The following is a 23,605-nucleotide window of genomic DNA, read 5'->3' on the forward strand; positions in this document are numbered from 1 at the left end:
CGGCTCCGATCGCCGGCGATGACCGCGAGCGGCCGCCCTCGACCGGTACCGTGAGCCTGGCGACGGCCCGTCCAGGTGGCCGCAGACGAAGGAGCCCGAGCACATGAGCTTCATGGACAAGGTCCGCGGTCAGTTCATCGACATCGTCGAGTTCCTCGACGACAGCCGCGACACGCTCGTGTGGCGGTTCCCCCGCCAGGGCAACGAGATCAAGAACGGCGCCCAGCTCGTCGTGCGCGAGGGCCAGACGGCGGTGTTCGTCAGCGAGGGTCAGATCGCCGACGTCTTCACGCCCGGCACCTTCGAGCTCACCACGCAGAACCTCCCGATCCTCAGCACCCTCAAGGGGTGGAAGTACGGCTTCAACTCGCCGTTCAAGGCCGAGGTCTACTTCGTCGGGACCCGCCAGTACACCGACATGAAGTGGGGCACCCAGAACCCCTTCACGGTCCGCGACGCGGAGTTCGGCATGGTCCGGCTGCGTGCCTTCGGCACCTACGCCCTGCGCATCACCGATGCCGGCACGCTCCTGCGCCAGCTCGTCGGCACCGACCCCGACTTCCGCACCGACGAGGTCTCGGAGTTCCTGCGTCAGAACATTGTCGCCGCCGTCACCTCCGCGCTCGCGACGGCCAACGTGCCGATGCTCGACCTCGCCGCCAACCAGCAGGCGATCTCCCAGCAGCTCGTCGGCACCCTCAGCGCCAGCCTGGCGGAGTTCGGCATCGCCCTCCCGCGCTTCGTCATCGAGAACATCTCGATGCCCGCCGAGGTCGAGGAGGCACTCGACAAGCGCAGCCAGATGGGGATCCTGGGCAACCTGGACCAGTACACCAAGTTCCAGGCCGCCAACGCGCTCGAGGACGCCGCCAACAACCCCGGCGCCGCGGGGCAGGGCACCGGGATGGTCGTCGGGATGGGTCTGGGCCAGGCCGCCGGCGGCGCCCTCGCCGGCGCGCAGCAGTCGGCTCCCGCCGGCCCGCCGCCGCTGCCCGGCGCCGGCGGGACGCAGTGGTTCGTCGCCGTCAACGGCCAGCAGGCCGGACCGTTCCCCTTGTCGGCGCTGCCGGCCAAGGTCGCCGCCGAGCAGCTGGGCCGCGAGACGCTGGTCTGGTACGAGGGGATGCCGTCCTGGAAGCCCGCCGGCGAGGTGCCCGAGCTGGCCTCGCTGTTCGGCACCAACCCGCCGCCGCTGCCCCCGCAGGCCTGAGGTGACGAGCGCTCCGCCGCCGCTCCCGCCGGGTGGCGCCGACCCCGCCCCGCCCGCTGGCTCCTCCGCCCCCGCGGGGCCTCCGCCCCCGCCCCCGCTGCCGAAGGCCGCGCAGGCGCTGTTCGCGTCCTGCCCGACGTGCGGGTCGCAGGTGACCTACGCCCCGGGCACGTCCGTCCTCAAGTGCACCGCGTGCGGTGCCGAGCACCCGATCGCGGCCGGAGAGGACACCACCATCGACGAGCACTCCTTCGACGAGTGGATGGAGCGCAACTCCCACGTCAAGGTGGCCTCCCTGGTCGGTCAGGTGCTCCGCTGCCAGGGCTGCGGCGCCCAGGTCGAGGGCGCCCAGCTGGCGGAGACCTGCCAGTTCTGCAACGGCCACCTGATCGCGCTGTCGACGCCCGAGGGCATGGTGGCCCCCGAGGCCGTCGTGCCCTTCCACATCCCCGGGGACGCCGCCCAGAAGGCGTTCGCGGAGTGGATCAGCTCGCGGTGGTTCGCCCCCAACGCGCTCAAGAAGATCTGCTCGGCGGAGTCCCTCAGCGGCACCTACGTGCCGCACTGGACCTTCGACGCCGCCACGGCCTCGACGTATGTCGGCGAGCGCGGCGAGTACTACTACGTCACCCTGACCCGACAGGTCTCCGACGGCAAGGGGGGCACCCGCACCGAGACCTACCAGGAGCGTCGGACGCGCTGGTACGACGCGTCGGGCCAGGTGTCGCGCGCCTTCGACGACGTCCTCGTCCCGGCCTCGCAGCGCCTCGACCAGAAGCGCCTCGACGAGATGGGCCCGTGGGAGCTGGGCACCGCCGTGGCCTACCAGCCCGAGTACCTCTCCGGCTTCTCCGCCTTGCGCTACGACCTCGACCCGCCGGACGCCTCCACCGAGGCACGCAAGGAGATGCGCGCGACCATCGAGCAGGACGTCCGTCGCGACATCGGCGGCGACGAGCAGCGCGTGCACCAGGTGGACGTCACCTACTCGAGCGTCACGTTCAAGCTCGTGCTGCTGCCGCTGTGGCTGGCGACGTACCCGCACGCCGGCAAGCAGTGGCAGGTGATGGTCAACGCCAACACCGGCAAGGTGACCGGCGACCGCCCCTACTCCGTCGTCAAGATCACCCTCGCGGTGCTCGTGGCGGTGGCGCTCATCGCCCTCGTGCTGGTGCTCGTGCTGGGCAACAGGGACGGCTCGACGGCCGCCGCCGCACTGTCCGACGTGCGGTCGGTCGCCGCCGTGGCGTGGTCGCCCGGTGCGGGCCCCCCGGCGTGACAGCGGCGTAGCTCGTCAGTCGGGGAGCGGGTATCGCGCGATGCCGAGGCGGCAGCGTCAGCCGGCGTCGGCGGAGGGCTCCGGAGCTAGGTTGGCCCGGTGCCCGACCCCCTCCTCGACCGCCAGATCGCCGCTCTCGCCGCCGCCGGGCCGGTCGCGGAGCCGCCGGGGCCCCAGGTGCGCGAGGTGCGGGACCTGACGGTGCCGGCGGCCGGGGTGCCGGCCCGTCTCTACTCGGGCGAGCTCGACGACTGCGTGGTGGTGTTCCTCCACGGCGGCGGTTTCGTCAGCGGGGGCCTGGACAGCCACGACGCGCACGCGCGGGCGCTCTGTCGTGACACCGGTCGGAGCGTGTTGGCCGTGGACTACCGGCTGGCGCCGGAGCACCGGTTCCCCGCGGCGTACGACGATGCCGTGGCGGCGGTCCGGTGGGCGCGCGAGGAGCTGGGGGAGCGGGTCGCGGTCGCGGGGCCGAGCGCCGGGGCGAACCTCGCGATGGGCGCCGCGCTGGCGCTGGCCGGGACCGACGCCGCGCCGGTGGCGCAGCTGCTGGTCAACCCGCTGGTGCACGGCGACCCGGCGTACGCCTCACGCAGCGAGCTGGCCGACGCCTACGGCCTGACGTCGCAGCGGCTGGAGTGGTGCGTGGGGCAGTACCTGGTCGACCCGACGCAGCGCGACGACCCACGCTTCGCGGCGCTGCTCTCGCCCGACCTCGGCCTGCTCCCGCCGACGGTCCTCGTCGTGGCCGGGCGGGACCCGCTGCGCGACGAGGGTCGTGAGCTGGGCCGTCGTCTGCGTGCCGCAGGGGTGGCGGTGGAGGCCAGCGAGGAGCCCGGGATGCCGCACGGCTTCTGGCGGTTCGCCCTGCTGTCGGACGCGGCGGGATCCGCGGTGGCGCGGATGAGCGCTCTCTTCCGCGCTCGTCTCGACGAGGCGTCCGGTCAGGGCCGAGGGGCGGTGCCGCCGGGGCCGCGGCCTGGGAGAGACTGACCCGGTGCTGCACCTGCGGATCACCTCCCCGGCGGACCTGACCGAGGAGGTCCTGGCGTTGTTCGCCGACGACCCCGCGGTGAGCCAGCTCGCCGTGATGCGTGGTGCGTCGCTCGAGCCGGTCGGTGACATCGTGCTCGCCGATGTCGCCCGGGAGGCGGCCAACGAGCTCCTCGACCGGCTCGACGCCCTCGGGGTCCCCGAGTGCGGCACCATCCACGTCGACCCCGTCACGACCTGGGTCTCCCGTGCCGGGTACGACGCCGAGCGGCACACCCCCGGCGCCGGCGCGGACGCCGTGGTGTGGGCCGACGTGACCCAACGCGCCTACGACGAGTCCGAGCTCAACTGGACCTACGTGTCGTTCATGACCCTGGCCACGATGCTCGCGAGCATCGCGGTGCTCGTCGACTCCCAGGTCCTGGTGATCGGAGCGATGGTCCTCGGACCGGAGTTCCTGCCGATCGCCGCGCTGGGACTCGCCCTCGTACGACGGCGCGGCGGGCTCTTCCGCCTCGCGGCCCGCACCTTGACCGTCGGCTTCGTCGTCGCGATCGCCGTGACGACCGTGGCGGCACTCGCTGTGAGGGCCCTGGGCTGGGCGGTCGTCGGGGACGTGACCGGACCCAGGCCCGGCACCGACTTCATCTACTCCCCGGACAAGTGGTCCTTCATCGTCGCCGTGATCGCTGCCGCCGCCGGGGTCCTGTCCCTCACGTCGGCGAAGGTCGGTGGTCTCTCCGGCGTCTTCATCTCGGTCACCACCGTGCCCGCCGCCGGCAACGTCGCCCTCGGGATCGCGTTCGGGGCGGGCGACGAGGTGTGGGGCAGCACGATCCAGCTGGCCCTGAACATCAGCGGCATGATCGTCGCGGGCTGGGCGACCCTCGCCCTCCAGCACCTCATCTGGAACCGCAAGGGGCGTCACCGCCAGCTCGTCCTGCGCGGCTGAGCGCGCCCTCTGCCGAGCGCCCTCGCCTCCCGTAGCCTGAGCCGGTGCCCAGCCCCCGTCGCCTGCTCGGGGCCCTGGCGCTCGTCGCTCTCACCGGCGCGCTGGTCACGGCCTGCGGCGACCCCAACGCGGGCGATGCCGCGCGGTCCGAGCTCGAGGCGTTCCTCGACGACCGACCGGTGGAGGGCTACCGCGCGGAGACGGTGCACGCGGAGAACACGCTGCCCTTCTCCGGCTCGCTGGACGTGGTCGTGGCCGCGGTCGAGCCCGAGGCCCTGAGCCCTGACGGCTACGAGTCGGCGATGCGCGACGTCGCCGAGCAGGTGTGCGAGTTCTCGCCGGAGGCGGACGTCAGCGTGGAGTGGGCCTTCGGTCTCGGCGACTACTCGACGCCGCTGCCCTGCCCCGGCGACGGTCCCGAGGAGCGGCTCGCCGACGCGGCGGCCCTGCTGGTGGAGGCGAGCGAGGTGCCGGGCGTGGAGAGCATCCACTACGGCTTCTCCGGCACCCTCGACGTGGTGGCCCCGGCCGGCGCCGACCTGGTGCGCGTCAGGACCGTCGTGGAGGGGGTGGCTCGTCGCCACACCGTCGCGCTCGACGACGAGGACCCCTACGTGTCGGTGTCGGGTCGTCCGGGTGAGAGCGCTCCAGGGTCGACCCCGCGCTCGGCGAGCCCGACCCTCACGCCAGCCGGCTAGCGGCTGGCGGTCAGCTGTCCCAGGGCCGCGAGGCCCAGCTCGCGGGCGTGGACCTCGGCGCTGTCGATGAGCGGCAGCGGGCTGTCCTCGGGACTGATGAGCAGGCCGATCTCGGTGCAGGCGAGCACGACCGCGTCGGCGCCCTGGTCGGCCAGCCGGCCGATCGCGGCGACGTACGTCGCGCGGGAGGCATCGGTGACCACGCCCTGGGTCAGCTCGTCGAAGACGATCGTGTCGATCCTGGCCCGGTCGGCGGCGTCGGGCGCGACGGCGGCGACGCCGTGCGTGGCCAGCCGGTCGGCGTAGAAGGACTCCTCCATCACCCACTTCGTGCCCAGGATGCCCAGCGTCTGCCAGCCCTGGCGCCGCGCCTCGGCCGCCACCGCGTCCCCGATGTGGAGGAGTGGGACGTCCAGCGCGGCCTCGACCTGGGGTGCGACCTTGTGCATGAGGTTGGTGCAGATGGCGACCGTGGTGGCGCCGCTGCGCACGCAGTGCCGGCCGGCCTCGGCGAGGAGCTCGCCGGCGCGCTCCCAGTCGCCGTCGAGCTGGCACTGGCGGATCTCGTCGAAGTCCAACGACTGCAGGCTGATGGGGGCCGAGGCGTGCCCGCCCCGGGCTGCGGAGACGACCTCGTTGATGATCCGGTAGTACGTCGCGGTCGAGTGCCAGCTCATGCCGCCGATCAGGCCCAGGGTCTCCATCACCCCAGTCTGCGCGGGATCGGCGCTCTTAGGTATCCGTCAGTTGTCGAGGGCGACCATGAGCGCTTCTAATGGGGTGATGGATCCCCGCCGCGTCCTCGTCTTCCGCGCCGTGGCGCGGGCCGGCTCGCTCAGCGCTGCCGCCCGCGAGCTCGGCACCACCCAGTCGGCGGTCAGCCAGCAGCTGAGCCAGCTCGAGCGCGAGGCCGGGGGTCCGCTCCTGGTGCGCACCAGCCAGGGCACCCGGCTCACCGAGGCCGGGACGGCGCTGCTGCCGCGCGCCGACGCGGTCCACAGCGCGCTGCACCTCGCCGGTGAGGAGCTGGGCGCCCTCGCGAGCCTGCGCACCGGCAGCGTGCGGCTGGCGTCGTTCCCCTCCGCCGCGGCCACGCTGGTCCCGGCCGCGGTGCGGGCGCTGCGCGACGACCACAGCGGGGTCCAGGTGACGCTGGTCGAGATCGAGCCGCCGGAGGCGTGGACCGCCGTCCTGGCCGGGGACGCCGACGTGGCGCTGGTGTTCGGCTACGACGGACCGCCCGAGGACGACGGCGCGCTGAGCTGGGTGCCCCTGGGCATCGAGCCCCTCCACCTCGTGCTGCCCCCGGATGCCGGGGCGCCGGCGCGGGTGGGCGCCGCCTGGCTGCGCGAGCAGGGGTGGGTCGCCGGCTGTGAGCGGTGCCGGCAGCACCTGGTCGAGAGCTGTCGCGCGGCCGGCTTCGAGCCGCGACTGCTCCACGAGAGCGACGACTACGTCGTGGCGCAGAGCCTCGTCGCCCACGGGCTGGGCGTCACCGTGCTGCCCCAGCTGGCCCTCACGGCCTTCCGGCACCCCGAGGTCGAGGTGCGGCCGTCGTCGGGGTTCGGCGAGCGGCACGTCGGCATGGTGCACCGCCCCGGCGCCGAGGGCGTCCCCGCGATCCGGGCCCTCATGGAGCGGCTGCAGGCGGGCGCGGCTCGGGTGCTCCGGCCGCGCTGAGGCCCTTGCTTTCAAGAGTGCGAACTTGTTTCATGTACCCGGACGGTCGTCGCTCGGTGACCGGACTCGCCGCCGCGAGCGCCCGGAAGGAACCCGATGCCCCACCGCCTGTCCCCGAGGTCCCTCGCCGGGGCGCTGCTCGCCGTCGTCCTGGCCGTCGGCGGCCTGGTCGCCACCGGCTCGGCGCCGGCGCCCGCGGGCGCGGGGGCGCCGGAGGGGCGCACCTGGGTGGTGGACGCGGTCGACGACGCGCTGGGCAACCGGTGGCTCTCGGAGGACACCGGCGCGTCGACGGTCACCGTGGCGGCGGGTGACACGGTCGAGTGGCAGTTCGACCGCGCGGTGATCGACCACGACCTCACCTCGCGCGACACCCAGAGTGCCTGGGCGACACCGCTGGCGGAGTACCGGCCGCCGGGCGGAGCCGCCGTGCGGCGCACGTTCGCCGAGCCCGGCGTCTACGACTACCTCTGCTCCATCCACGGCACGCTGATGCACGGCACCGTCGTGGTGGAGGAGCCGAGCGAGCCCGGCGCCGCGCCCACCGTGACCGCGACCGCCGCACCGACCTCGGGGCCCGCGCCGCTCGCCGTCACCTTCACCGGTGACGCGGAGGACGCGCAGGGCGGTGCGCTCACCTACGCCTGGGACTTCGGCGTCCCCGAGAGGGACGACGACACCGCGGTCACGGCCGACGCGGGCTACACCTACCAGCAGGCCGGCTCGTACGTCGCCACGCTGACCGTGACCGACACCGACGGCAACGCCGGCACCGACTCCGTCACGGTCGAGGCGACCGGGGGGAGCGACCCGGCGCTGCCGGCCATCGACGCGACCGGCGCCCCGTCTTCCGGCTCGGCACCGTTGGCGGTCGCGTTCTCCACCGCGGTCACGACCAGTGGCCCGGTCGCGTCGTTCGCCGAGGGCCTGGCGACGTACCCGGAGCTCACCGGCACCGCCACGCTGGTGCGCAACCGTGGCCGGACGACGGCCGTGCTGCAGGTCGCGGGCCTCAAGGCCGAGGCCCACCACATGGTGCACGTGCACGAGCAGCCGTGCGCCGCCGAGCGCGGCGGCGCGCACTTCCGCTTCGACGAGGCCCTGCCGTTCGGCGAGACCAACGAGATCTGGCTGCCCTTCCACTCCGACGCCGAGGGGCGCAGCGGCGTCGTCGAGGTCACCGCTCCGCAGCGCGCCGGGCCCGACGCCGTCTCGATCGTGGTCCACGACCCCGACAACGCCGCCCACCGCATCGGCTGCGTCGACCTCGTGCCCGGGACCAGTGACCTGACGTACGCCTGGGACTTCGGCGACGGCGCGACGGGGACCGGCAGCGACCCCGACCACACCTACGCCGCGCCGGGCACCTACACCGCCACGGTCTCGGTCGGCGGGGCGCACTCCGGCGGGGGTCACGCGGCCGTCACGGACACGGTCCGGGTCGTGGTCGGCGCCGCCGACACCGGGGCGCCCGGCACCCGCATCCTCGGCGGCCCGGTGGGCGCCGTACGGCGGGACCGCGCGACGCTGCGCTTCGCCTCCAGCGAGGCCGGCAGCACGTTCCGCTGCAGCCTGGACGGCCGTCCCTGGGTCGGCTGCGCGGCGGTGGTCAGCTTCCGTGGGCTGCCGGAGGGGCGGCACGTCGTGCGGGTCCGCGCCACCGACGCCGCCGGCAACACCGACCCCACCCCGGCGGTCCGCCGGTGGACGGTGGACGCCACGAGGCCGACGGTCCGTGCGCTGCGCCCGTCCGGTGTCGTGCGTGACCGCACCCCTGTCGTCAGGGCCCGGATCACCGACCGGGTGGCGGGCGTCGTCGTCCGCGGGGTCGTCCTGCGCGTCGACGGTCGCGTCGTCCCGCGCGTCCGGTACGTCGCCGGCCGGCTGACCTGGACGCCGCGGCGTGCGCTCTCACCGGGTCGTCACGCCGTGCGGCTCGCGGTCTCCGACCGCGCCGGCAACCGCAGGGTCGTGTCCTGGCGGTTCACCCTCCGCGGCTGAGCCGACGCCGCGCCCGCCGCGCCACGTGCCTCACCTACGGTGGCGACATGGTTGCGAGCCCCACGTCGGACGGACCGCTGCTGCGCGTGAGCGTCGGCGGCCGCTGGCGGGACGGCAGCCGCGACCTCCGGCGCCGGATCCTCGCGGAGGCGGACGAGCACGAGCTGACGGTGCTGGCCGCGGAGTCCCTCGGCTACGGACCGGCGACGGCGCTGACCGCCGCCCCGCTGGTCGCGGGCGCCGAGCTCGCAGGAGCGGAGCCCGACTACGCGCTCTCGCTCACGGTCGACCGCGACGTCGGGTCCGCGGCCGGCGTCGACGAGCCGGTGTCGCCGGCCGTCGGTGTCGCCTGGGCCGTGGCGGAGGCGCTCGGTGGCGAGCACCCCACGGCCGTCGAGGTCGAGGTGACGAGAGCACTCACCGGAGAGTCCGTGCGCAGACGCCTGTGGTCGACAGGCCTCTGGCTCTCCTACGTGACGGGTCCACTGGCCGCGGGGATCCCCGTGATGGTCACCCTCTCCTCCGGCTCCCCGATCCCGGAGGCGGCCGTCGACCGGCTCGTCCGGACGGTGTCGCAGGAGTCGGCGGCCTTCCCGCTCGAGTCGCTCACGGTCTCCGACGACCGCCGGCGGGTGGAGCTGCGGCTGTCACTGCCGGTCTGGGACCGTCAGGTGTCCGGCTACCTCGCGGCGCAGGCGGTGGTCGCGCACGACGGTCCCTTGACAGCGAGGGTCGTGCGCGGGTGATCATGCAGGCATGTCTCGGATCCTCGTACGGCTCGCCCTCGCGGCCGCCTCCCTGCCCCTGCTGACCCTCGCGCCTCCCGCCGGCGCCGCTCCCACCGAGGAGCGACCCGCGACCTCCCAGCGCGCTCCTGCCATCCACGAGTCGGTCGCCCAGATCGTCCGGGAGAAGCCGGCCGAGACCTTGCGCACGAAGGGATGCTGGCGCCGCGTCTCCGGCCTGCCGGCATCGCAGACCGCACGGGTCAAGGTGTGGATCGAGCGCCTCACCGTCGCGGGTGACTGGGTGAAGGTCGGCGACTCCACGACCTCGACCATCCTCTCGGGCTGCGGCACGGGCAAGACGACGATCCACACCATCTCGTGCAACCGGTCGGTCAACGAGTACTCCTACCGCTCCCGGGTCGACGTCGACCTGGTGGGCCGGGCCGACAGCGCCGAGGTCGCGGTGTCGCGCGTCGACAAGATCCAGTGCTTCGTCTGAGACCGCTCAGCCGGAGGTGACCTGGCCGGCCGCGACGTGCCAGCGCTGGTCGAGGCTGACGTTGTCGAGCAGGCGCCGGTCGTGGGAGACCAGCAGCAGCGCGCCGTCGTAGGCCGCCAGCGCCTGCTCGAGCTGCTCGATGGCAGGCAGGTCGAGGTGGTTGGTGGGCTCGTCGAGCACCAGCACGTTGACGGCGCGCGCCTGGAGCAGCGCCATGGCCGCGCGGGTGCGCTCGCCGGGCGAGAGGCGGCCCACGAGGGCGCCGACCTGGTCGGCCTTGAGGCCGAACTTCGCCAGCAGGGTGCGCACGTCGGCGGGGGAGAGGTCGGGGACGGCGGCCTCGAAGGCGTCGCCCAGCGTCGCGTCCTCCGGGAGGACTGCGCGGGCCTGGTCGATCTGGCCGACGGCCAGTGAGGCGCCCTGCGAGGCGCGGCCGGTGTCGGGTGCGAGCTCGCCGAGCAGCAGGCCCAGGAGCGTGGTCTTGCCGGCCCCGTTGGGTCCGACGATGCCGATCCGGTCGCCGGCGTTGACCTGGAGCGACACCGGCCCGAGCGTGAAGCCGCCGCGGCGCAGCGACGCCTCGTCCAGGGTGGCCACCACCGTGCTCGACCGTGGTGCGGCCGCGATGTCGAAGCGCAGCTCCCACTCCTTGCGCGGCTCCTCGACCTCCTCGAGGCGGGCGATCCGCGACTCCATCTGGCGCACCTTCTGCGCCTGCTTCTCCGACGACTCGCTCTGCGCCCGCCGGCGGATCTTGTCGTTGTCCGGGCTCTTCTTCATCGCGTTGCGCACCCCCTGCGAGCTCCACTCCCGCTGGGTGCGTGCCCGCGACACGAGGTCGGTCCTGGTGCTCTCGAACTGCTCGTAGGCCTCGCGCGCGTGGCGGCGTACGACGGCGCGCTCCTCGAGGAAGGCGTCGTAGCCGCCGTCGTAGACCCGGACCTGCTGCTGGGCCAGGTCCAGCTCGACCACCCGCGTCACGCACCGGGCGAGGAACTCGCGGTCGTGGGAGACCAGCACGATCCCGGCGCGCAGCCCCGTGACGAGCCGCTCCAGGCGCTCGAGGCCGTCGAGGTCCAGGTCGTTGGTGGGCTCGTCGAGCAGGACGACGTCGAACCGGCTCAGCAGCAGCGCCGCCAGGCCCACCCGCGCGGCCTGCCCGCCGGACAGCGAGGTCATGAGCGCCTCCGTGCCGACCCCGAGTCGCAGGTCGCCGAGCACCGCCGGCACCCGGTCGTCGAGGTCCGGCGCGCCCGAGGCGAGCCAGTGGTCCAGCGCGGCGGCGTAGGCGTCGTCGGCGCCGGGGGCACCCGACCCGAGCGCCGCGGCGGTCGCCTCCATCGCCTCGGCCGCGGCCTGGGCGCCGGTACGCCGCGCGAGGTAGCCGCCGACGGTCTCGCCGTCGCGCCGCTCGTGCTCCTGCGGGAGCCAGCCGACGAACGCGTCGGACGGGGCCGTCGACACCGTGCCGGCGAGCGGCTCGTCGTGCCCGGCCAGCAGGCGGAGCAGCGTGGTCTTGCCGGCGCCGTTGGCCCCGACCACGCCCACCACGTCGCCCGGGGCGACGGTCAGGTCCAGGCCCTCGAAGAGGGTGCGGTGGGCATGTCCCCCGGACAGGCCCTTGGCGACCAGGGTGGCACTCACGCCTCGATCGTAGGAGCAGGCGCCGCGACGACGACGAGCGAGTACCGGCCCCGCCGGATCAGGAGCGGCAGAGCGCTGCCTCGGTGGCCTCGCCGACGGCCTTCACCATCTCGAGCCGGGTCGGGAGCGCGTTGACGGTGACCACGGCCCAGCGGCCGTCGCTCGTCACCAGGTTGCGCGTCTCGAAGCCCTGGATGTCGCCGCCGTGGCCCCACGCGACCACGCCGCAGCTGGTCGTGACGCGGGCGAGGCCGAGCCCGTAGCGCCAGCCCGGTTCGGGCTCGAAGCCCGGCGCCCGCACGGTCCTCTGCATCTCGCGCAGCTGGGCGGCCGGCAGCAGCCGGCCGTCGAGCAGGGCCTTCATGAAGCGACCCAGGTCCCGGGGCGTCGCGACGAGCTGTCCGGCGGCCCAGCCGAGGGAGGGGTCCATGCGGGTGACGTCGTGCCAGCGACCGCCGGGCGCGTCGGCGAGGTAGCCGCGAGGGTGGCTGCCGCGGAGACGCTGCTCGCCGACCCCGGGCCAGTACGTGTCGCGCAGGCCGATGCGCTTGATGATCCGCTGGGTGACGAGCTCGCCGACCGGCCGGCCGGTCACCCGCTCGGCGAGCAGGCCGAGGACGACGTAGTTGGTGTTGCTGTACTCCCACCTCGCCCCCGGGCGGAAGTGTCGCCGCTCGGCGAGCGCGGCGTCGAGCAGCTGGCGCGGCTCGAAGTAGGTGTGGGCCACCGAGCGCTTGGTGCCGCCGGCGTCGATGACGAGGGTGTCGTAGTCCGGCAGGCCGCTGGTCTGCTGCAGGAGCTGGCGCACGGTGATCCGGCGGCCGTCGTTGCCGTGGCCGCGGACGACGCCCGGCAGGTAGCGCTCGACCTTGGCGTCCAGGTCGACGCGACCCTCGCCCACGAGCTGCAGGACGACGGTGGCGGTGAACATCTTGGTGTTGCTCGCGATCCGGACCCGGGAGTCCCGCGGGATCGGGGCACCGGTGGCGAGGTCGCCGACGCCCGCGCGATAGGTGCGCACGGCGCCGTCGCTGCCGCGGACGGTGGCGGTGGCGCCCGGGAAGCCGGAGCGCGAGACCAGGCGGTCGAGGTGGCGCTGGATGACCCGCGGGGCGGGCGCCCTGTCGGTGCTGGTGGTGGCGCTGGCCCGGGTCGGCTCGGCAGAGGGCGCGGCGCCGACGGCGCTCGCCTGCGGCGCGAGGACCGCCAGGGACAGGCCGGCGAGCAGGGCCGCGAGGCCGGCGCGAGGGACGAGGGACTTCATCGAGATCACTCCAAGGGGTAGGGGAGGTGGTGTCCTCCACGCTGCCGGGACGGCGTGCCGCTTCCCATCCGGCGGGCTGCCCTCTTGGGGGTGGAGCTGGCTGCACCCCGTGCCGCACCCGGGGTTTCGCAGGCACCCGCTCTGGGGGATGCTGTGGTGCCCGCGTCCAGGCGGGTGGAGTCGTCCACGGGAGCTGCGTTGACCTTGCTGGTGATCGGGCTGTTCGGGCTCGCGGTGCTCGGGATCTCCCTGGTCGCCGGCGACCTCTTCGACGGCGCACTGGACGCGCTGGCCGGTGACGTCTTCTCCAGTGCCGTGCTCGGGGCCTTCGTGGCGGCCACCGGCTTCGGAGGAGCGGCGGCACAGGCCGCCGGCGCCCCGCTGGTCGTGGCGCTCCCGGTCGGGCTCGTGGCCGGCGTCGCCTTCGGCTGGTTCGCCGTCTGGCTCACGCGGCTCATCCGCGACGGCGGCAGCGACGCGACCCTCACGACCGACGACACGATCGGGCGCGACGGCAGGGTCGTGACCGGCATCCCCGCCGACGGCTTCGGCGTGGTCACCATCCTGGTCGGCGGGCACACGATGCGGCTCAACGCCCGCGCCGACCAACCGCTCGACCCCGGCACCGCGGTCCACGTGACCAGCGTGCTCTCACCCACCGCCGTCACCGTGGCGCCGGTCTGGCAGCCACTCGGCTGACCGCGAAAGGATCCCCATGGACTTCTGGCTCCCGATCGGTGGACTCGTCCTCCTCGTCGTCCTGCTCGTCCTGCTGGTGACGAGCCGCTACAAGGTGGCCGGACCCAACCAGGCGTTCATCGTCACCGGCCGCAAGGGCAAGGCCGTGCTCAACCCCGAGACCGGGGCGCTGACCACCGACCTGTCCGGGCAGAAGGTGATCCTGGGGGGCGGCACGTTCGTCATCCCCTTCGTCCAGAAGCTGGCGACGCTCGACCTGTCCTCGCGCCGGATCTCGGTGCAGATCCGCGGTGCCGTGTCCGGCCAGGGCATCAAGCTGAACGTCGAGGGCGTCGCGATCGTCAAGGTCGGCGGCAACGCTGACCAGATCCGCCTGGCGGCGCAGCGCTTCCTGAGCCAGCAGCAGGACGTCGAGGCGTTCACCCAGGAGGTCCTGGCCGGAGCGCTCCGCTCGATCGTCGGTGGGCTCACCGTCGAGCAGATCATCCGCGACCGGGCGGCGTTCGCGCAGCGCGTGGCCGACGAGTCCGAGAACTCCCTCACCGGGCAGGGCCTGATCCTCGACACCTTCCAGATCCAGGACGTCACCGACGACGGCAGCTACCTCGCCGACCTCGGTCGCCCCGAGGCGGCCCGGGTGAGCCAGGCCGCGCGGATCGCGGAGGCCAACGCCCGTCAGGCCGCCGAGCAGGCGACCATCGCGGCCGAGCAGGAGATCGCGGTCTCCCAGCGGGCGCTGGCGCTGAAGCAGTCCGAGATCCAGGCCGAGACCGACGCCGCCGCGGCCACCGCCTCGGCGGCCGGCCCGCTGGCCCAGGCCGACCGGGACCAGGCGATCCTGCTGGAGCAGGAGAAGGTCGCCGTGCGCCAGGCAGCGCTGACCGAGCGCCAGCTGGAGACGCAGGTGCGCAAGCCGGCCGACGCCGCGCGCTACAAGGTCGAGCAGGAGGCCGAGGCCAACCGCTCCGCCGAGATCGCCCGCGCCGAGGCCGGCCGGGCCGCCACGATCGCGGCCGCCGAGGCCAGCGCCGAGCAGACCCGCCTCAGCGGTGAGGCGGAGAAGTCCCGCCGGTCCGCGCTGGCGGAGGCCGAGGCGATCGAGGGCGCCAAGCGCGGCGAGGCCGAGAAGGCCCGCCGAACGGCGGAGGCGGACGCGACCCGCGCCGAGGGTGAGGCCACCGCGGCCGCGACGCTGGCCGTCGGGCAGGCGGAGGCCGAGGCGATGGACAAGCGGGCCGAGGCGTTCGCGCACTACAACGACGCGGCGGTCCTGCAGATGCTGATCGAGGTCCTCCCGCAGATCGCCCGCGAGGTCGCGGCGCCGATCGCGGCCATCGACCAGCTCACCGTCATCTCCTCCGACGGGGCCGGCGCGCTGCCGCGCCAGGTCAACGACAACGTCGTGCAGACGCTGAACATGCTCAAGACCTCCACCGGCCTGGACCTGGAGGCCCTGATCAAGAAGTCGATCAGCAAGGCCGCGGAGGGCAGCGGCCTCGACACCACGGCCGCCACGGCGGACGGCGAGGCACGCTGACCCGGCTCACCGCCGGGGACAGCGGGTGCGGTGCACCCGCCACACCCCGGCGGCGACGAACGCCAGCCCGCCGAGCACCGTCGCGGCGGCGACGCCCGTGAGGGCGACGTCGGCCTCGCCGGAGCCGGACAGGTGCTGCACGCGCCACAGCCAGGCGTAGGAAGCGGCCAGCACCGGCACCCAGAACCACGCGTCCACGAGCGCGACGGCCACGGCGCTGCCGGCGAGGAAGAGCACCAGCACCAGCGAGCGCGCCAGCGTCCACCCGGTCAGGGCGAGCGAGGCCAGGACGAGGGCGCCGGCCGCTTGGGTGGCGACGTAGCGCAGCAGCAGCACCGACCACAGGGGTCGTACGGCGCGCAGCGTGAGGTCGGGCGTCTGGTCGACCAGGGGTGCGGCCAGCACCAGTGCCGCCGCGGGCGGTGCCAGGTCGAGCGCGGGGATCTCGGCGGCGAACGACGGCAGCCCGACGTAGGTGGCCGCGACCAGCTGCACGACGCCGGCGAGGGCGAGCGCCAGCATCAGGGTGCGCGGCACGCCCCAGGCCCGCAGTACCGCGAGCCGGCTAGACACCCGCGGGCAGCCGGAGCTCGCCGAGCCGGCAGGTGCGCAGCCGGTCGTAGGTGGCGACCACCCAGGGCCGTTGCTCGTCGGTGCCGGAGGCCAGCCAGGCGCGGTCCTGGTCGTCGGCGCCCGGCTCGAGGAGCCCGGCGCGGACCAGGAGCCACCGCGCCAGCAGCCGCCGGGCGTCGAAGGACGCCTCGGGTGGCGGGGCGTCGCCGCGGTAGGCCGGGCACTCGGCGGGGGTCGCCAGGGACCGCGCCGCGGTCTCGTCGGAGACCTCGCCCGCCAGCTCCTCCTCCACGTAGAGCTGGAGACCGCCGTCCCCCGGGGCCGGGTCGGTGCCCGGCCGGGGCTGGACGAAGCGCACGGGCAGCGCGATGTCGAGGTCGGTCAGCGCGACCGCCTGCCGCTGCATGCGGCGGACCAGGTCGTCGAGCGGACGGGTCGTCTCGCGGGCCAGGCAGACGCGGGGAGCGTGGCCGCGGCACACCAGCGCGGGCTCGGCGAGGGGGCGGGTGCTCTCGTGGGTCCCGTGACCGAAGGCGACGTAGCAGGCGCCGCCGCCGAGGACGAGCCCGAGCACCACGGCCCGCGTGGTCCAGGACCGCCACACCGCCGCGCGGTTGGACAGGGTGAGCAGCGCGGCCGCGACCCCCAGGGCCGCGCCGGCCTGCAGGGCGTGGGTGGTGACGTCGAAGGTCTCCCCGGCGTAGGAGCCGGTCAGGCCTCCGGCGCGGAAGACCTCGGGGACCACGCCGACGGCCCCCAGGACGCCCAGGCCGAACGTCGCCGCGGCTGCCACGGGGGCCAGCCACCGGCGTCGCCCCGCGCCGCCGAGCAGCGCGCCGACCGCGACCTGGGCGGCGAGCACGCAGAGCGCGGGCAGCAGCACCCAGAGCGTCCGTGGGTAGGGCACCGAGCCGGCCGCCTGCGCCGCGACGGTGGTGCCGAGGGTGGTCGTCAGCATGGCGGCGGCGCCCAGCCCCCAGGTCGCGAGCGCCGGGCGCAGCCAGGGCCACCACGGGCGCCGCGCGGTCTGGACGAGCGGCTCCACCCCGGAGGTCGCCAGGCGTACGTAGGCCGTGCACGCCACACCGGCGGCCACCGGGCCGATGAGCGTCAGGCTGAACGTGCCCCGGTCGAGGGCGAGCTTCCAGGAGCCGAGCCAGTCCGTGCCGTCGCTGAGCACCGGCACCAGCCCCACCGCCACGAGCCCCAGCAGGGTGAGGACGACGGTGCGCCGGTCGCCCAGCCAGGTGAGGCCGCGGGTCATGACCGCCCCCGGGCGAGGGTGGCGAGGAACGCCAGCTCGGCCGACCGCTCCGGTCCGCCGTGCTCGACGACGAACGGGGCCGTCTCGCCGTGGTGGAGCACCCGCCCGTCGTCGAGGACGAGGATGCGGCTGGTCATCCGCTCGACGTCCTCCATCACGTGGCTGCTCAGCACCGTGACCGTCGCGCCCGGGAGGTCGAGCAGCAGCGTGCGCAGCCCCGCGCGCTGCTCGGGGTCCAGGCCGGTGGTGGGCTCGTCGAGGAGCAGCACCGCCGGCTCGGTGACGAGCGCCGTGGCGAGGACCAGGCGCCGGCGCATCCCTCCCGACAGCCGCCCGACCCGCTCGTCGCGTCGGGGCTGGAGCCCCACCGCCGCGAGCAGCTCCGGCTCCCGGAGCGCGGCCACCCGCCGCGGGACGCCCCGCAGCCAACCGACGTAGGACAGCGCGTCGGCGACCCGGAGCTCGGCGGGGAGGTCGAGCGACTGCGGCATCAGGCCGATCCTCCCGACGAGCTCGCGGCGGTGAGGGCCGTAGAGGTCGGCGCCGTCGAGGGTGACGGCGCCGGCCTGGGGGCGCCGGGCCCCGGCCAGGGTGAGCAGGAGCGTGGTCTTGCCGGCGCCGTTGATGCCGACCAGCCCCGTCGAGCCGGGCCCGAGCGCGAGGTCGTCGATGGCGACCGCGTCGGCGGTCGCGGGTGGGTAGCGACAGCGCAGGCCCACGGCCCGCAGCGAGAGCGCCTCGGGCACGGCGCGCCTCAGAGGTCGAAGGTGAAGAAGGGTCGGCGGCTGCAGGCGTCGGGGCTCCAGGCCTGGTCCTCGCAGACCTTCGAGTGGACGCGTCCCTTGGAGGCGTCGGCGTGGGAGGTGGAGTAGTCGTCGTTGTCGTACTGGTCGACCCAGCTGCCGCTGGTGGTGCGCGAGCTCTGGTCGGTCTTGCCGCTCTCGGTCCAGGACTCGCCGTCGGCGTCGGGCACGCGGTAGGTGTAGTTGGTCTGGGTGTAGACGCCGTCGCCGCCCTCGCGGGCGTCGCGGTAGTTGGTGTGGTTCTTCAGGAAGGTGTTCTTCGTGTAGGACGTGCCGTAGGCCATGCCCTGCGTCTTGCCGTCCTCGACGGCCTTCAACGGGCTGGAGCGGGAGTACCAGTCCTCGGAGGCGGCGTGCGCGGCCGGGACCGTCGTCACGACGAGCGCGCTGAGGGCGCCGGCCGCGAGGACCCGGACGTCGAGGAGCGAGGCGGTGGGGGAGAGGGTGCGGTTCATCGGGGGGACCTGCCTTCGGAGTGGTGGTGGGGTGGTCGTGCGTCGGGGGCCTCGGGCCGCGGGGAGGCGGGGACGAGGAAGAGGAGCTCGAGGGGGACGTCGAGCGCGGCGGCGATCCGGGCGGCCAGCGCGGGGCTGCAGGCCGTCTTGTGGCCGGTGACGAGGTGGCCGACCATCGACTTGCTGCACCCGCTCTGACGGGCGAGGTCGGACAGCGAGAGCCCGCGGCGACGGATGGTCGCCGCGAGCATCTCCGGTGAGCTGAGCTGCATGTCACTGTCCTCCGCAGCGCTTCGTCGTGGATGGCCTCTGGGTGCTCCGCATCGTGACCCGCGCCACGGACGCTGTCAATCAGGCGTAGAGATAGCCTCTACCCAAGGTAGACGCTATGGTCGGACCGATCCGCCGATCAGGCGCAGAACCCGCCTCCTCGGGCACAATCGGCGGTAGACGCTTTTCCTCAGCCCGATCACCGGAGGGATCCGCACAGCCCGTGTCCACGACGTTCTGGGAGCTCCTGCAGCACTACTGCGACGACACCGGCGCCACCGAGGCCGCGGTGCAGCGCAAGGCGGGGCTCAACCACGGGACGTTCACCGCGTGGCGCGCCCGCGGGGTCCCGGCACTGCCGAAGGTGGAGGTCGTCGTCGCCCTGGCCGACGCCCTGAAGGTCGACTACGAGGACCTGGTGGGGGCGCTGCTCGTGAGTGCCGAGTACCTGCCCGCCCACGTGGCCCGGGCCCGCGCGGACGAGGCCGGCGGCGCGCGGCGGGCACTCGCGGCGCGACCCGGGGTCTCGCGGGGCCGGCGGCTGCGCGACGAGCAGGACGACGCCGCCACGCGACTGCCCTCGTCCGGCCCCTCCGGCCCGCCGCCGGCCGGCTGACGACGACCGACGCGTGTCGGCGGGGGCGGCTACGGTCGCGAGGCATGGCAGGCAGCTGGAACCCCTGGCGGGCGCTGGCCCGGCGCCCCGACGTGACGGTGGTCTACGCCGACCCCGGTGAGGGCAACGTCGGCGTCGTCGACCTGGACGCCCGGGTGATCACCCTGTGCCCGAGCCTGCTGCAGGACGAGCGGCGCTCGACGCTGGCCCACGAGCTGGTCCACCTCGAGCGCGGGACGCCCTGCGACCCCGGCGAGGCCGAGGAGCGTGAGGTCGCGAGGCTGGCGGCGGTGCGGATCATCCCGCTCCCGGACCTGGTCGAGGCCGTGAAGTGGAGCGACGACCTCGAGGAGCAGGCCGGTGAGCTCTGGGTCGACGAGGAGACCGTGCGGGTGCGGCTGGGCCACCTCACCGGGCCCGAGCGCCAGGCGGTGGCGCGCGCCCGTGCCTGCCGGGAGGGGCAGGAGGCCGACGACGCTCCTAGGCTGAGCCGATGACCCGACCGCCCGATCGCGCCACACCCGGCAGCCCGGCCCACCTCGCCGCCCAGCGAGCCGACCTCCTCCGCTTCGCCAGCGGCTCGCGCACCGAGGGCGGCTTCGGCTACCTCGACGCCGCGGGGGTCGTCGACCCGGCGCGGCCCGTGGAGCTGTGGATCACGTGCCGCATGACCCACACGTTCGCGCTCGGGCTGCTGGCCGCCGAGCCGCCGGCGCCCGGAGGTCCGGGTCCTGACGACCTCAGGTCACTCGTCGCCCACGGGGTGCGCTCCCTGCGCACGACGCTCGCGGACGACGCGCACGGAGGCTGGTTCGCGGCGGTCGGCGACGACGGGGTGGTCGACGCGAGCAAGCAGGCCTACGGTCACGCCTTCGTCGTCCTCGCGGCCGGCTCCGCCACGGCGGCGGGGATCGAGGGCGGCGCCGAGCTCCTGCAGGACGCGCTCGCCTGCCTGGACGAGCGCTTCTGGGACGACGACGAGGGCCTCGTGGTCGACACGTGGGACCGCACCTGGTCCGACCTGGACCCCTACCGCGGGGTCAACGCCAACATGCACACGGTCGAGGCGCTCCTGGCCGCCGGCGACGTCACGGGCGACCCCTCCTGGCACCGGCGCGCCGGTCGCGTGGCCGCCCGGGTCATGGCCTGGGCCGGGGACAACCAGTGGCGCATCCCCGAGCACTTCGACGAGCAGTGGCGACCGCTGCTCGAGCACCACCGCGACCACCCGGCCCATCCCTTCCAGCCCTACGGCGCGACCGTCGGCCACGGGCTGGAGTGGGCGCGGCTCATCGCCGCGGTCGACGAGACCCTGGCCGAGCAGGCGCCGGCCGGCGCGCTCGATGCCGCCGTGGCCCTGGCCGAGCGCGCCGTCGCCGACGGGTGGGCCGTCGACGGCGAGGAGGGCTTCGTCTACACGACCGACTGGCAGGGCACGCCGGTGGTGCGTGCGCGGATGCACTGGGTGGCGGCGGAGGCCGTCAACACCGCCGAGGTGCTCGACCGGCTGACCGGCGACGACCGCTGGGCCGAGCGCGCGGCCGGCTGGTGGGCCCACATCGACCGCAGCCTGGTCGACCACGAGCACGGCTCGTGGACCCACGAGCTCGACGAGCACAACCGACCGGCCGGGGAGACCTGGCCCGGCAAGCCCGACGTCTACCACGCCTACCAGGCGGCGATCCTGCCCCTGCTCCCGGTGACCCCGTCGTTCGCCTCCGCGCTGGCCGCGCAGGGTCTAGCCTCTGGCGCGTGAACCGACGCGAGCGATGGGTCAACTCCTGCGTGCACGCGGTGTGGGCGCGGATGCAGAGGGCCGGCGAGATCGTGCCGGGGACCCGCGCCGCCGAGGCGTTCGGCAGCCTGGGGGAGGGCAGCAGCATCGGCTTCCCGGCGGCCACGGTGATGGGCGCCCGGTCCATCCACATCGGCGCCCGCACGCTGGTGGGACGGCAGGTGACGCTGTCCGTGGGCTACGGGCCCGACGACGCGCGTCTCCCCGAGCGTGGCCTGGTGATCGGCGACCGTTGCGTGGTCGGGGCACGCACGAGCCTGACCGCGCACTCCTCCATCGTCATCGGTGACGACGTGTGGTTCGGGCAGGACGTCTTCGTCTCCGACGCCAGCCACGGCTACCAGGAGCTCGGGGTGCCGATCGGGCTCCAGCTGGGCGAGCACCAGCCGGTGACGGTCGGGTCCGGGTCCTGGGTCGGCCACGGCGCGATCATCCTGCCGGGCTCCACGATCGGCCGGAACGTCGTCGTGGCGGCCGGCTCGGTCGTGCGCGGCACGGTGGAGGACAACGCGGTGGTCGGCGGCTCGCCGATCCGGGTGCTGCGCCGCTTCGAGCCGGGGGTGGGCTGGCTGTCGGCCGCAGGGGACCTACGGCCGGTGCTGCCGGCGTTCCTGCCGCCGAAGGTGCAGGTGGGAGGCCCTCACCCGCGCGGGTGAGAACGCTGCCGAAACGCGGTGGCGGGGCCGAGGAGGTGACATTCTGGCCTCAGCCAGGCCTCCCGGACGCGTCGGGTGGCCGGGCCCAGAGACGAGGTACTCATGGGGCCGTACCCCAGCGATCCCCCGATGGCGCTTCCCCTGGAGGTGGGCGTCGAGGAGCACGGCAGCCATCACCTGGTCCTCCTGCGCGGCGAGGTCGACATGGGCTCGGTCGGTGCCGTCCGCACCTGCCTGCGCGAGCTCATGCTCGCTGGGCACACCGACGTGCTGGTCGACCTGCGCGGGGTCACGTTCATGGACTCCACCGGACTGGGCATCCTGGTCGCCGCGCGCAAGCAGGCGCGGGTCTTCCGCGGGTCGCTCGGACTGGTCGCTCCCAGCCCCCCGGTCGCACGCGTGCTCTCCCTGACCTCGCTCGACCGGGTGTTCCCGTGCTTCGCGACGCTCGACGAGGCCCTCGCGCCGCAGGGCGAGCCCACGGCGTCGTAGCCGGCCGAGGTGACCATGGGTGACCACGGGCACGACGCTGCCACGACGCGCCCCGAGCCGGCCGTCCCCGGTCCGGGCGCTGCCCTGCCACCGGGCCTCCCGGTGACGCCGACCCCGGACGACGGGCACCGGCTCAGCTCGACCCGGGTCTGGGACGAGGGCGAGCGGCCCCACGCGCCGGCGCCGGACCCCGACCGCGTCTACTCGGCGCAGGAGGCCGGGCAGGGTCAGCACCTCGTGGACGTCCACGACCACCTGCGCGCCGAGCTGGCGCAGCTGCACTCCGTCGTCGAGCAGGTCACGGCCGGCGGCATGGACCCCGGGGCGGCCCGCTCGCACGTCAACACGATGACGATGCGCCAGAACAGCTGGGCCCTGGGCGCCTACTGCCAGAGCTACTGCCGCGTGGTCACGACGCACCACACGCTCGAGGACCAGATGATGCTCCCGCACCTGCGCCGTGCGGATCCCGCCCTGGCGCCCGTGATCGACCGGCTCGAGCTGGAGCACCGGGCCATCCACGACGTCCTGGAGGGCGTCGACCGGGCGCTGGTCGCGTTCGTCACCGAGCCGCACGGCGTCCAGCGACTCCGCGACGCGGTGGACCTGCTCACCGACACCCTGTTGTCGCACCTGTCCTACGAGGAGCGCGAGCTGGTGGAGCCCCTCGCCCGCCTGGGAATGACCTAGCCCGTGGTGCGCGAGAGGTCAGCCCTGCGCGACGGCCTCGCGCATGGCGTCGGCGCCGAGCTCGGCGCCGTAGGCCGGCTTGTCCCGGTCGAAGCGCCGACCCTCCGCCAGCGGACCGGCGTCCACCACGTCGAACCCGAGCTCGTCGACGAGCTCGGCCACGACCTGCTTGGCCTCCTCGTCGTCACCGGCGATGGGGATCGCCCGGCGCGCGGGGTCGCCGGCGGTGGTCGCGGCGGAGACGATGTGGGCGGCCTGGATGGCGTTGAACGCCTTGACGACCCGCGAGGCCGGCAGGTGCGCGGCGAGGACCTCGCTCGGGCTCGTGCGGCCCTCGTCGATGTCCGGGACGCGGCCGTCACGCTCGAAGTAGTAGTTGTTGGTGTCGATCACGACCTTGCCTGCCAGCGGCTCGACGGGCACCTGCTCGACGTTCTTGAACGGGATGGTGACCACGACGAGGTCACCCTCCGCCGCCGCCTCCTCGGCCGTGCCGGCCCGGGCGCGGTCGCCGAGCCGACCGACGAGGTCGGCCAGGGTCTCCGGTCCGCGGGAGTTGCTGAGGACGACGTCGTGGCCGTTCTCCACCGCCCGCTGGGCGATCGCCGCTCCGATGTGTCCGCTGCCGATGAGTCCGATGGTGGTCATGGCTGTCCCAACCGTCCAAGGGGCGAGGATCTTCCCGCACCCCCGGACGTGCGAGCGGTGCGAGGACGGTCGGGCTCATCCGGGCGGGGGTGCCGCGGCTGCACGGGCATCGAGGACACTGGACCGCGCGGCCGCCCCGGTGGCGACCGAGCGTGCACA

The 23,605-nt window shown here is 74.3% G+C and carries 26 protein-coding genes; 17 read left to right on the forward strand and 9 right to left on the reverse strand.

From position 1 onward, the window contains the following. The first annotated feature begins 103 nt into the window (after positions 1-103). From E4622_RS15420 to E4622_RS15440, 5 genes are all read left to right on the forward strand, one after another. Positions 104-1,210 carry an SPFH domain-containing protein gene (locus E4622_RS15420; RefSeq protein ID WP_134741103.1) on the forward strand — a complete coding sequence of 369 codons (1,107 nt, stop codon included), beginning with the start codon at positions 104-106 and terminating at the stop codon, positions 1,208-1,210. Position 1,211: 1 nt separating this feature from the next. Further along, entirely contained in the window at positions 1,212-2,489 is a 1,278-nt protein-coding gene (locus E4622_RS15425) for a hypothetical protein (protein WP_209021966.1), read from the forward strand. A gap of 99 nt (positions 2,490-2,588) precedes the next feature. Then, complete coding sequence (locus E4622_RS15430; RefSeq protein ID WP_134741104.1) at positions 2,589-3,482, forward strand: alpha/beta hydrolase; 894 nt, start codon at positions 2,589-2,591, stop codon at positions 3,480-3,482. 4 nt (positions 3,483-3,486) lie between these two features. Then, complete coding sequence (locus E4622_RS15435) at positions 3,487-4,434, forward strand: DUF389 domain-containing protein (RefSeq protein ID WP_134741105.1); 948 nt, start codon at positions 3,487-3,489, stop codon at positions 4,432-4,434. A 44-nt stretch (positions 4,435-4,478) separates the two neighbouring features. Then, complete coding sequence (locus E4622_RS15440) at positions 4,479-5,132, forward strand: hypothetical protein (protein ID WP_134741106.1); 654 nt, start codon at positions 4,479-4,481, stop codon at positions 5,130-5,132. On the opposite strand, the gene E4622_RS15445 is transcribed toward E4622_RS15440, so the two are convergent. After that, the gene (locus tag E4622_RS15445) at positions 5,129-5,836 is read right to left on the reverse strand and encodes an amino acid racemase (protein ID WP_134741107.1); all 708 of its coding nucleotides are present in this window, start codon (positions 5,834-5,836) and stop codon (positions 5,129-5,131) included. The two genes, E4622_RS15440 and E4622_RS15445, sit on opposite strands and share 4 nt — an antisense overlap. Before the next feature lie 79 nt (positions 5,837-5,915). Between E4622_RS15445 and E4622_RS15450 the strand changes: the two genes are divergently transcribed. The 4 genes from E4622_RS15450 (at position 5,916) to E4622_RS15465 (ending at position 10,040) form a co-directional block, all read left to right on the forward strand. Next, positions 5,916-6,812 (forward strand): LysR family transcriptional regulator, encoded by an 897-nt coding sequence (locus E4622_RS15450; protein ID WP_167736108.1) that lies wholly within the window; start codon positions 5,916-5,918, stop codon positions 6,810-6,812. A 96-nt stretch (positions 6,813-6,908) separates the two neighbouring features. Continuing rightward, positions 6,909-8,813, forward strand: coding sequence for a PKD domain-containing protein (locus E4622_RS15455; protein WP_134741109.1), 1,905 nt, complete (start codon positions 6,909-6,911; stop codon positions 8,811-8,813). Positions 8,814-8,860: 47 nt separating this feature from the next. After that, positions 8,861-9,559, forward strand: a complete 699-nt coding sequence (locus E4622_RS15460; protein ID WP_134741110.1) for a hypothetical protein — start codon at positions 8,861-8,863, stop codon at positions 9,557-9,559. A 10-nt stretch (positions 9,560-9,569) separates the two neighbouring features. Further along, positions 9,570-10,040, forward strand: coding sequence for a hypothetical protein (locus E4622_RS15465; protein ID WP_134741111.1), 471 nt, complete (start codon positions 9,570-9,572; stop codon positions 10,038-10,040). A 6-nt stretch (positions 10,041-10,046) separates the two neighbouring features. Here the strand turns inward: E4622_RS15465 and E4622_RS15470 are convergent, their stop codons facing one another. Both E4622_RS15470 and E4622_RS15475 read right to left on the reverse strand, forming a co-directional pair. After that, the gene (locus E4622_RS15470) at positions 10,047-11,684 is read right to left on the reverse strand and encodes an ABC-F family ATP-binding cassette domain-containing protein (RefSeq protein ID WP_134741112.1); all 1,638 of its coding nucleotides are present in this window, start codon (positions 11,682-11,684) and stop codon (positions 10,047-10,049) included. A 58-nt stretch (positions 11,685-11,742) separates the two neighbouring features. Continuing rightward, on the reverse strand, positions 11,743-12,948 hold the full coding sequence (locus E4622_RS15475) for a serine hydrolase domain-containing protein (RefSeq protein WP_134741113.1): 1,206 nt from the start codon (positions 12,946-12,948) through the stop codon (positions 11,743-11,745). Positions 12,949-13,146: 198 nt separating this feature from the next. On the opposite strand from E4622_RS15475, the gene E4622_RS15480 reads away from it, so the two are divergent. Together E4622_RS15480 and E4622_RS15485 are read left to right on the forward strand one after the other, a co-directional pair. Then, positions 13,147-13,647, forward strand: a complete 501-nt coding sequence (locus tag E4622_RS15480) for a hypothetical protein (RefSeq protein WP_134741114.1) — start codon at positions 13,147-13,149, stop codon at positions 13,645-13,647. 16 nt (positions 13,648-13,663) lie between these two features. After that, on the forward strand, positions 13,664-15,184 hold the full coding sequence (locus E4622_RS15485; protein WP_134741115.1) for an SPFH domain-containing protein: 1,521 nt from the start codon (positions 13,664-13,666) through the stop codon (positions 15,182-15,184). Between the two features lie 6 nt (positions 15,185-15,190). Here the strand turns inward: E4622_RS15485 and E4622_RS15490 are convergent, their stop codons facing one another. From E4622_RS15490 to E4622_RS15505, 5 genes are read right to left on the reverse strand one after another with little or no spacing between them, the layout of a single operon-like run. Next, entirely contained in the window at positions 15,191-15,721 is a 531-nt protein-coding gene (locus tag E4622_RS15490) for a hypothetical protein (protein ID WP_134741116.1), read from the reverse strand. 28 nt (positions 15,722-15,749) lie between these two features. Further along, positions 15,750-17,021, reverse strand: a complete 1,272-nt coding sequence (locus E4622_RS15495) for a hypothetical protein (RefSeq protein WP_134741117.1) — start codon at positions 17,019-17,021, stop codon at positions 15,750-15,752. Beyond that, positions 17,018-17,767: an ATP-binding cassette domain-containing protein gene (locus E4622_RS15500; RefSeq protein ID WP_167736109.1), complete on the reverse strand. Its 750-nt coding sequence runs from the start codon at positions 17,765-17,767 to the stop codon at positions 17,018-17,020. The genes E4622_RS15495 and E4622_RS15500 overlap by 4 nt, the downstream gene beginning before the upstream one ends. Before the next feature lie 8 nt (positions 17,768-17,775). Next, positions 17,776-18,279 (reverse strand): hypothetical protein, encoded by a 504-nt coding sequence (locus E4622_RS22860; RefSeq protein ID WP_167736110.1) that lies wholly within the window; start codon positions 18,277-18,279, stop codon positions 17,776-17,778. Then, positions 18,276-18,551: a helix-turn-helix transcriptional regulator gene (locus E4622_RS15505; protein ID WP_134741118.1), complete on the reverse strand. Its 276-nt coding sequence runs from the start codon at positions 18,549-18,551 to the stop codon at positions 18,276-18,278. Before E4622_RS15505 ends, E4622_RS22860 begins: the two co-directional genes overlap by 4 nt. Positions 18,552-18,772: 221 nt before the next feature. Here E4622_RS15505 and E4622_RS15510 point away from each other — a divergent pair, with 221 nt between their 5' ends. From E4622_RS15510 to E4622_RS15535, 6 genes are all read left to right on the forward strand, one after another. After that, a complete protein-coding gene (locus E4622_RS15510) occupies positions 18,773-19,165 on the forward strand; it encodes a hypothetical protein (protein ID WP_134741119.1) in 393 nt (130 codons plus the stop codon). A gap of 44 nt (positions 19,166-19,209) precedes the next feature. Further along, a complete protein-coding gene (locus E4622_RS15515; protein ID WP_134741120.1) occupies positions 19,210-19,662 on the forward strand; it encodes an ImmA/IrrE family metallo-endopeptidase in 453 nt (150 codons plus the stop codon). Further along, on the forward strand, positions 19,659-20,921 hold the full coding sequence (locus E4622_RS15520; RefSeq protein WP_134741121.1) for an AGE family epimerase/isomerase: 1,263 nt from the start codon (positions 19,659-19,661) through the stop codon (positions 20,919-20,921). The genes E4622_RS15515 and E4622_RS15520 overlap by 4 nt, the downstream gene beginning before the upstream one ends. After that, positions 20,918-21,616 carry an acyltransferase gene (locus tag E4622_RS23345; protein WP_280633768.1) on the forward strand — a complete coding sequence of 233 codons (699 nt, stop codon included), beginning with the start codon at positions 20,918-20,920 and terminating at the stop codon, positions 21,614-21,616. Before E4622_RS15520 ends, E4622_RS23345 begins: the two co-directional genes overlap by 4 nt. A gap of 129 nt (positions 21,617-21,745) precedes the next feature. Continuing rightward, the gene (locus tag E4622_RS15530; protein ID WP_167736111.1) at positions 21,746-22,108 is read left to right on the forward strand and encodes an STAS domain-containing protein; all 363 of its coding nucleotides are present in this window, start codon (positions 21,746-21,748) and stop codon (positions 22,106-22,108) included. Positions 22,109-22,123: 15 nt separating this feature from the next. Next, complete coding sequence (locus tag E4622_RS15535; RefSeq protein ID WP_134741455.1) at positions 22,124-22,798, forward strand: hemerythrin domain-containing protein; 675 nt, start codon at positions 22,124-22,126, stop codon at positions 22,796-22,798. An 18-nt stretch (positions 22,799-22,816) separates the two neighbouring features. Here the strand turns inward: E4622_RS15535 and E4622_RS15540 are convergent, their stop codons facing one another. Next, positions 22,817-23,446: an NAD(P)-binding domain-containing protein gene (locus E4622_RS15540; RefSeq protein ID WP_134741123.1), complete on the reverse strand. Its 630-nt coding sequence runs from the start codon at positions 23,444-23,446 to the stop codon at positions 22,817-22,819. Between the last annotated feature and the right edge of the window lie 159 nt (positions 23,447-23,605).

Origin of the sequence: Nocardioides sp. 503, assembly GCF_004522095.1 — a bacterium.
Lineage (GTDB): Bacteria > Actinomycetota > Actinomycetes > Propionibacteriales > Nocardioidaceae > Nocardioides.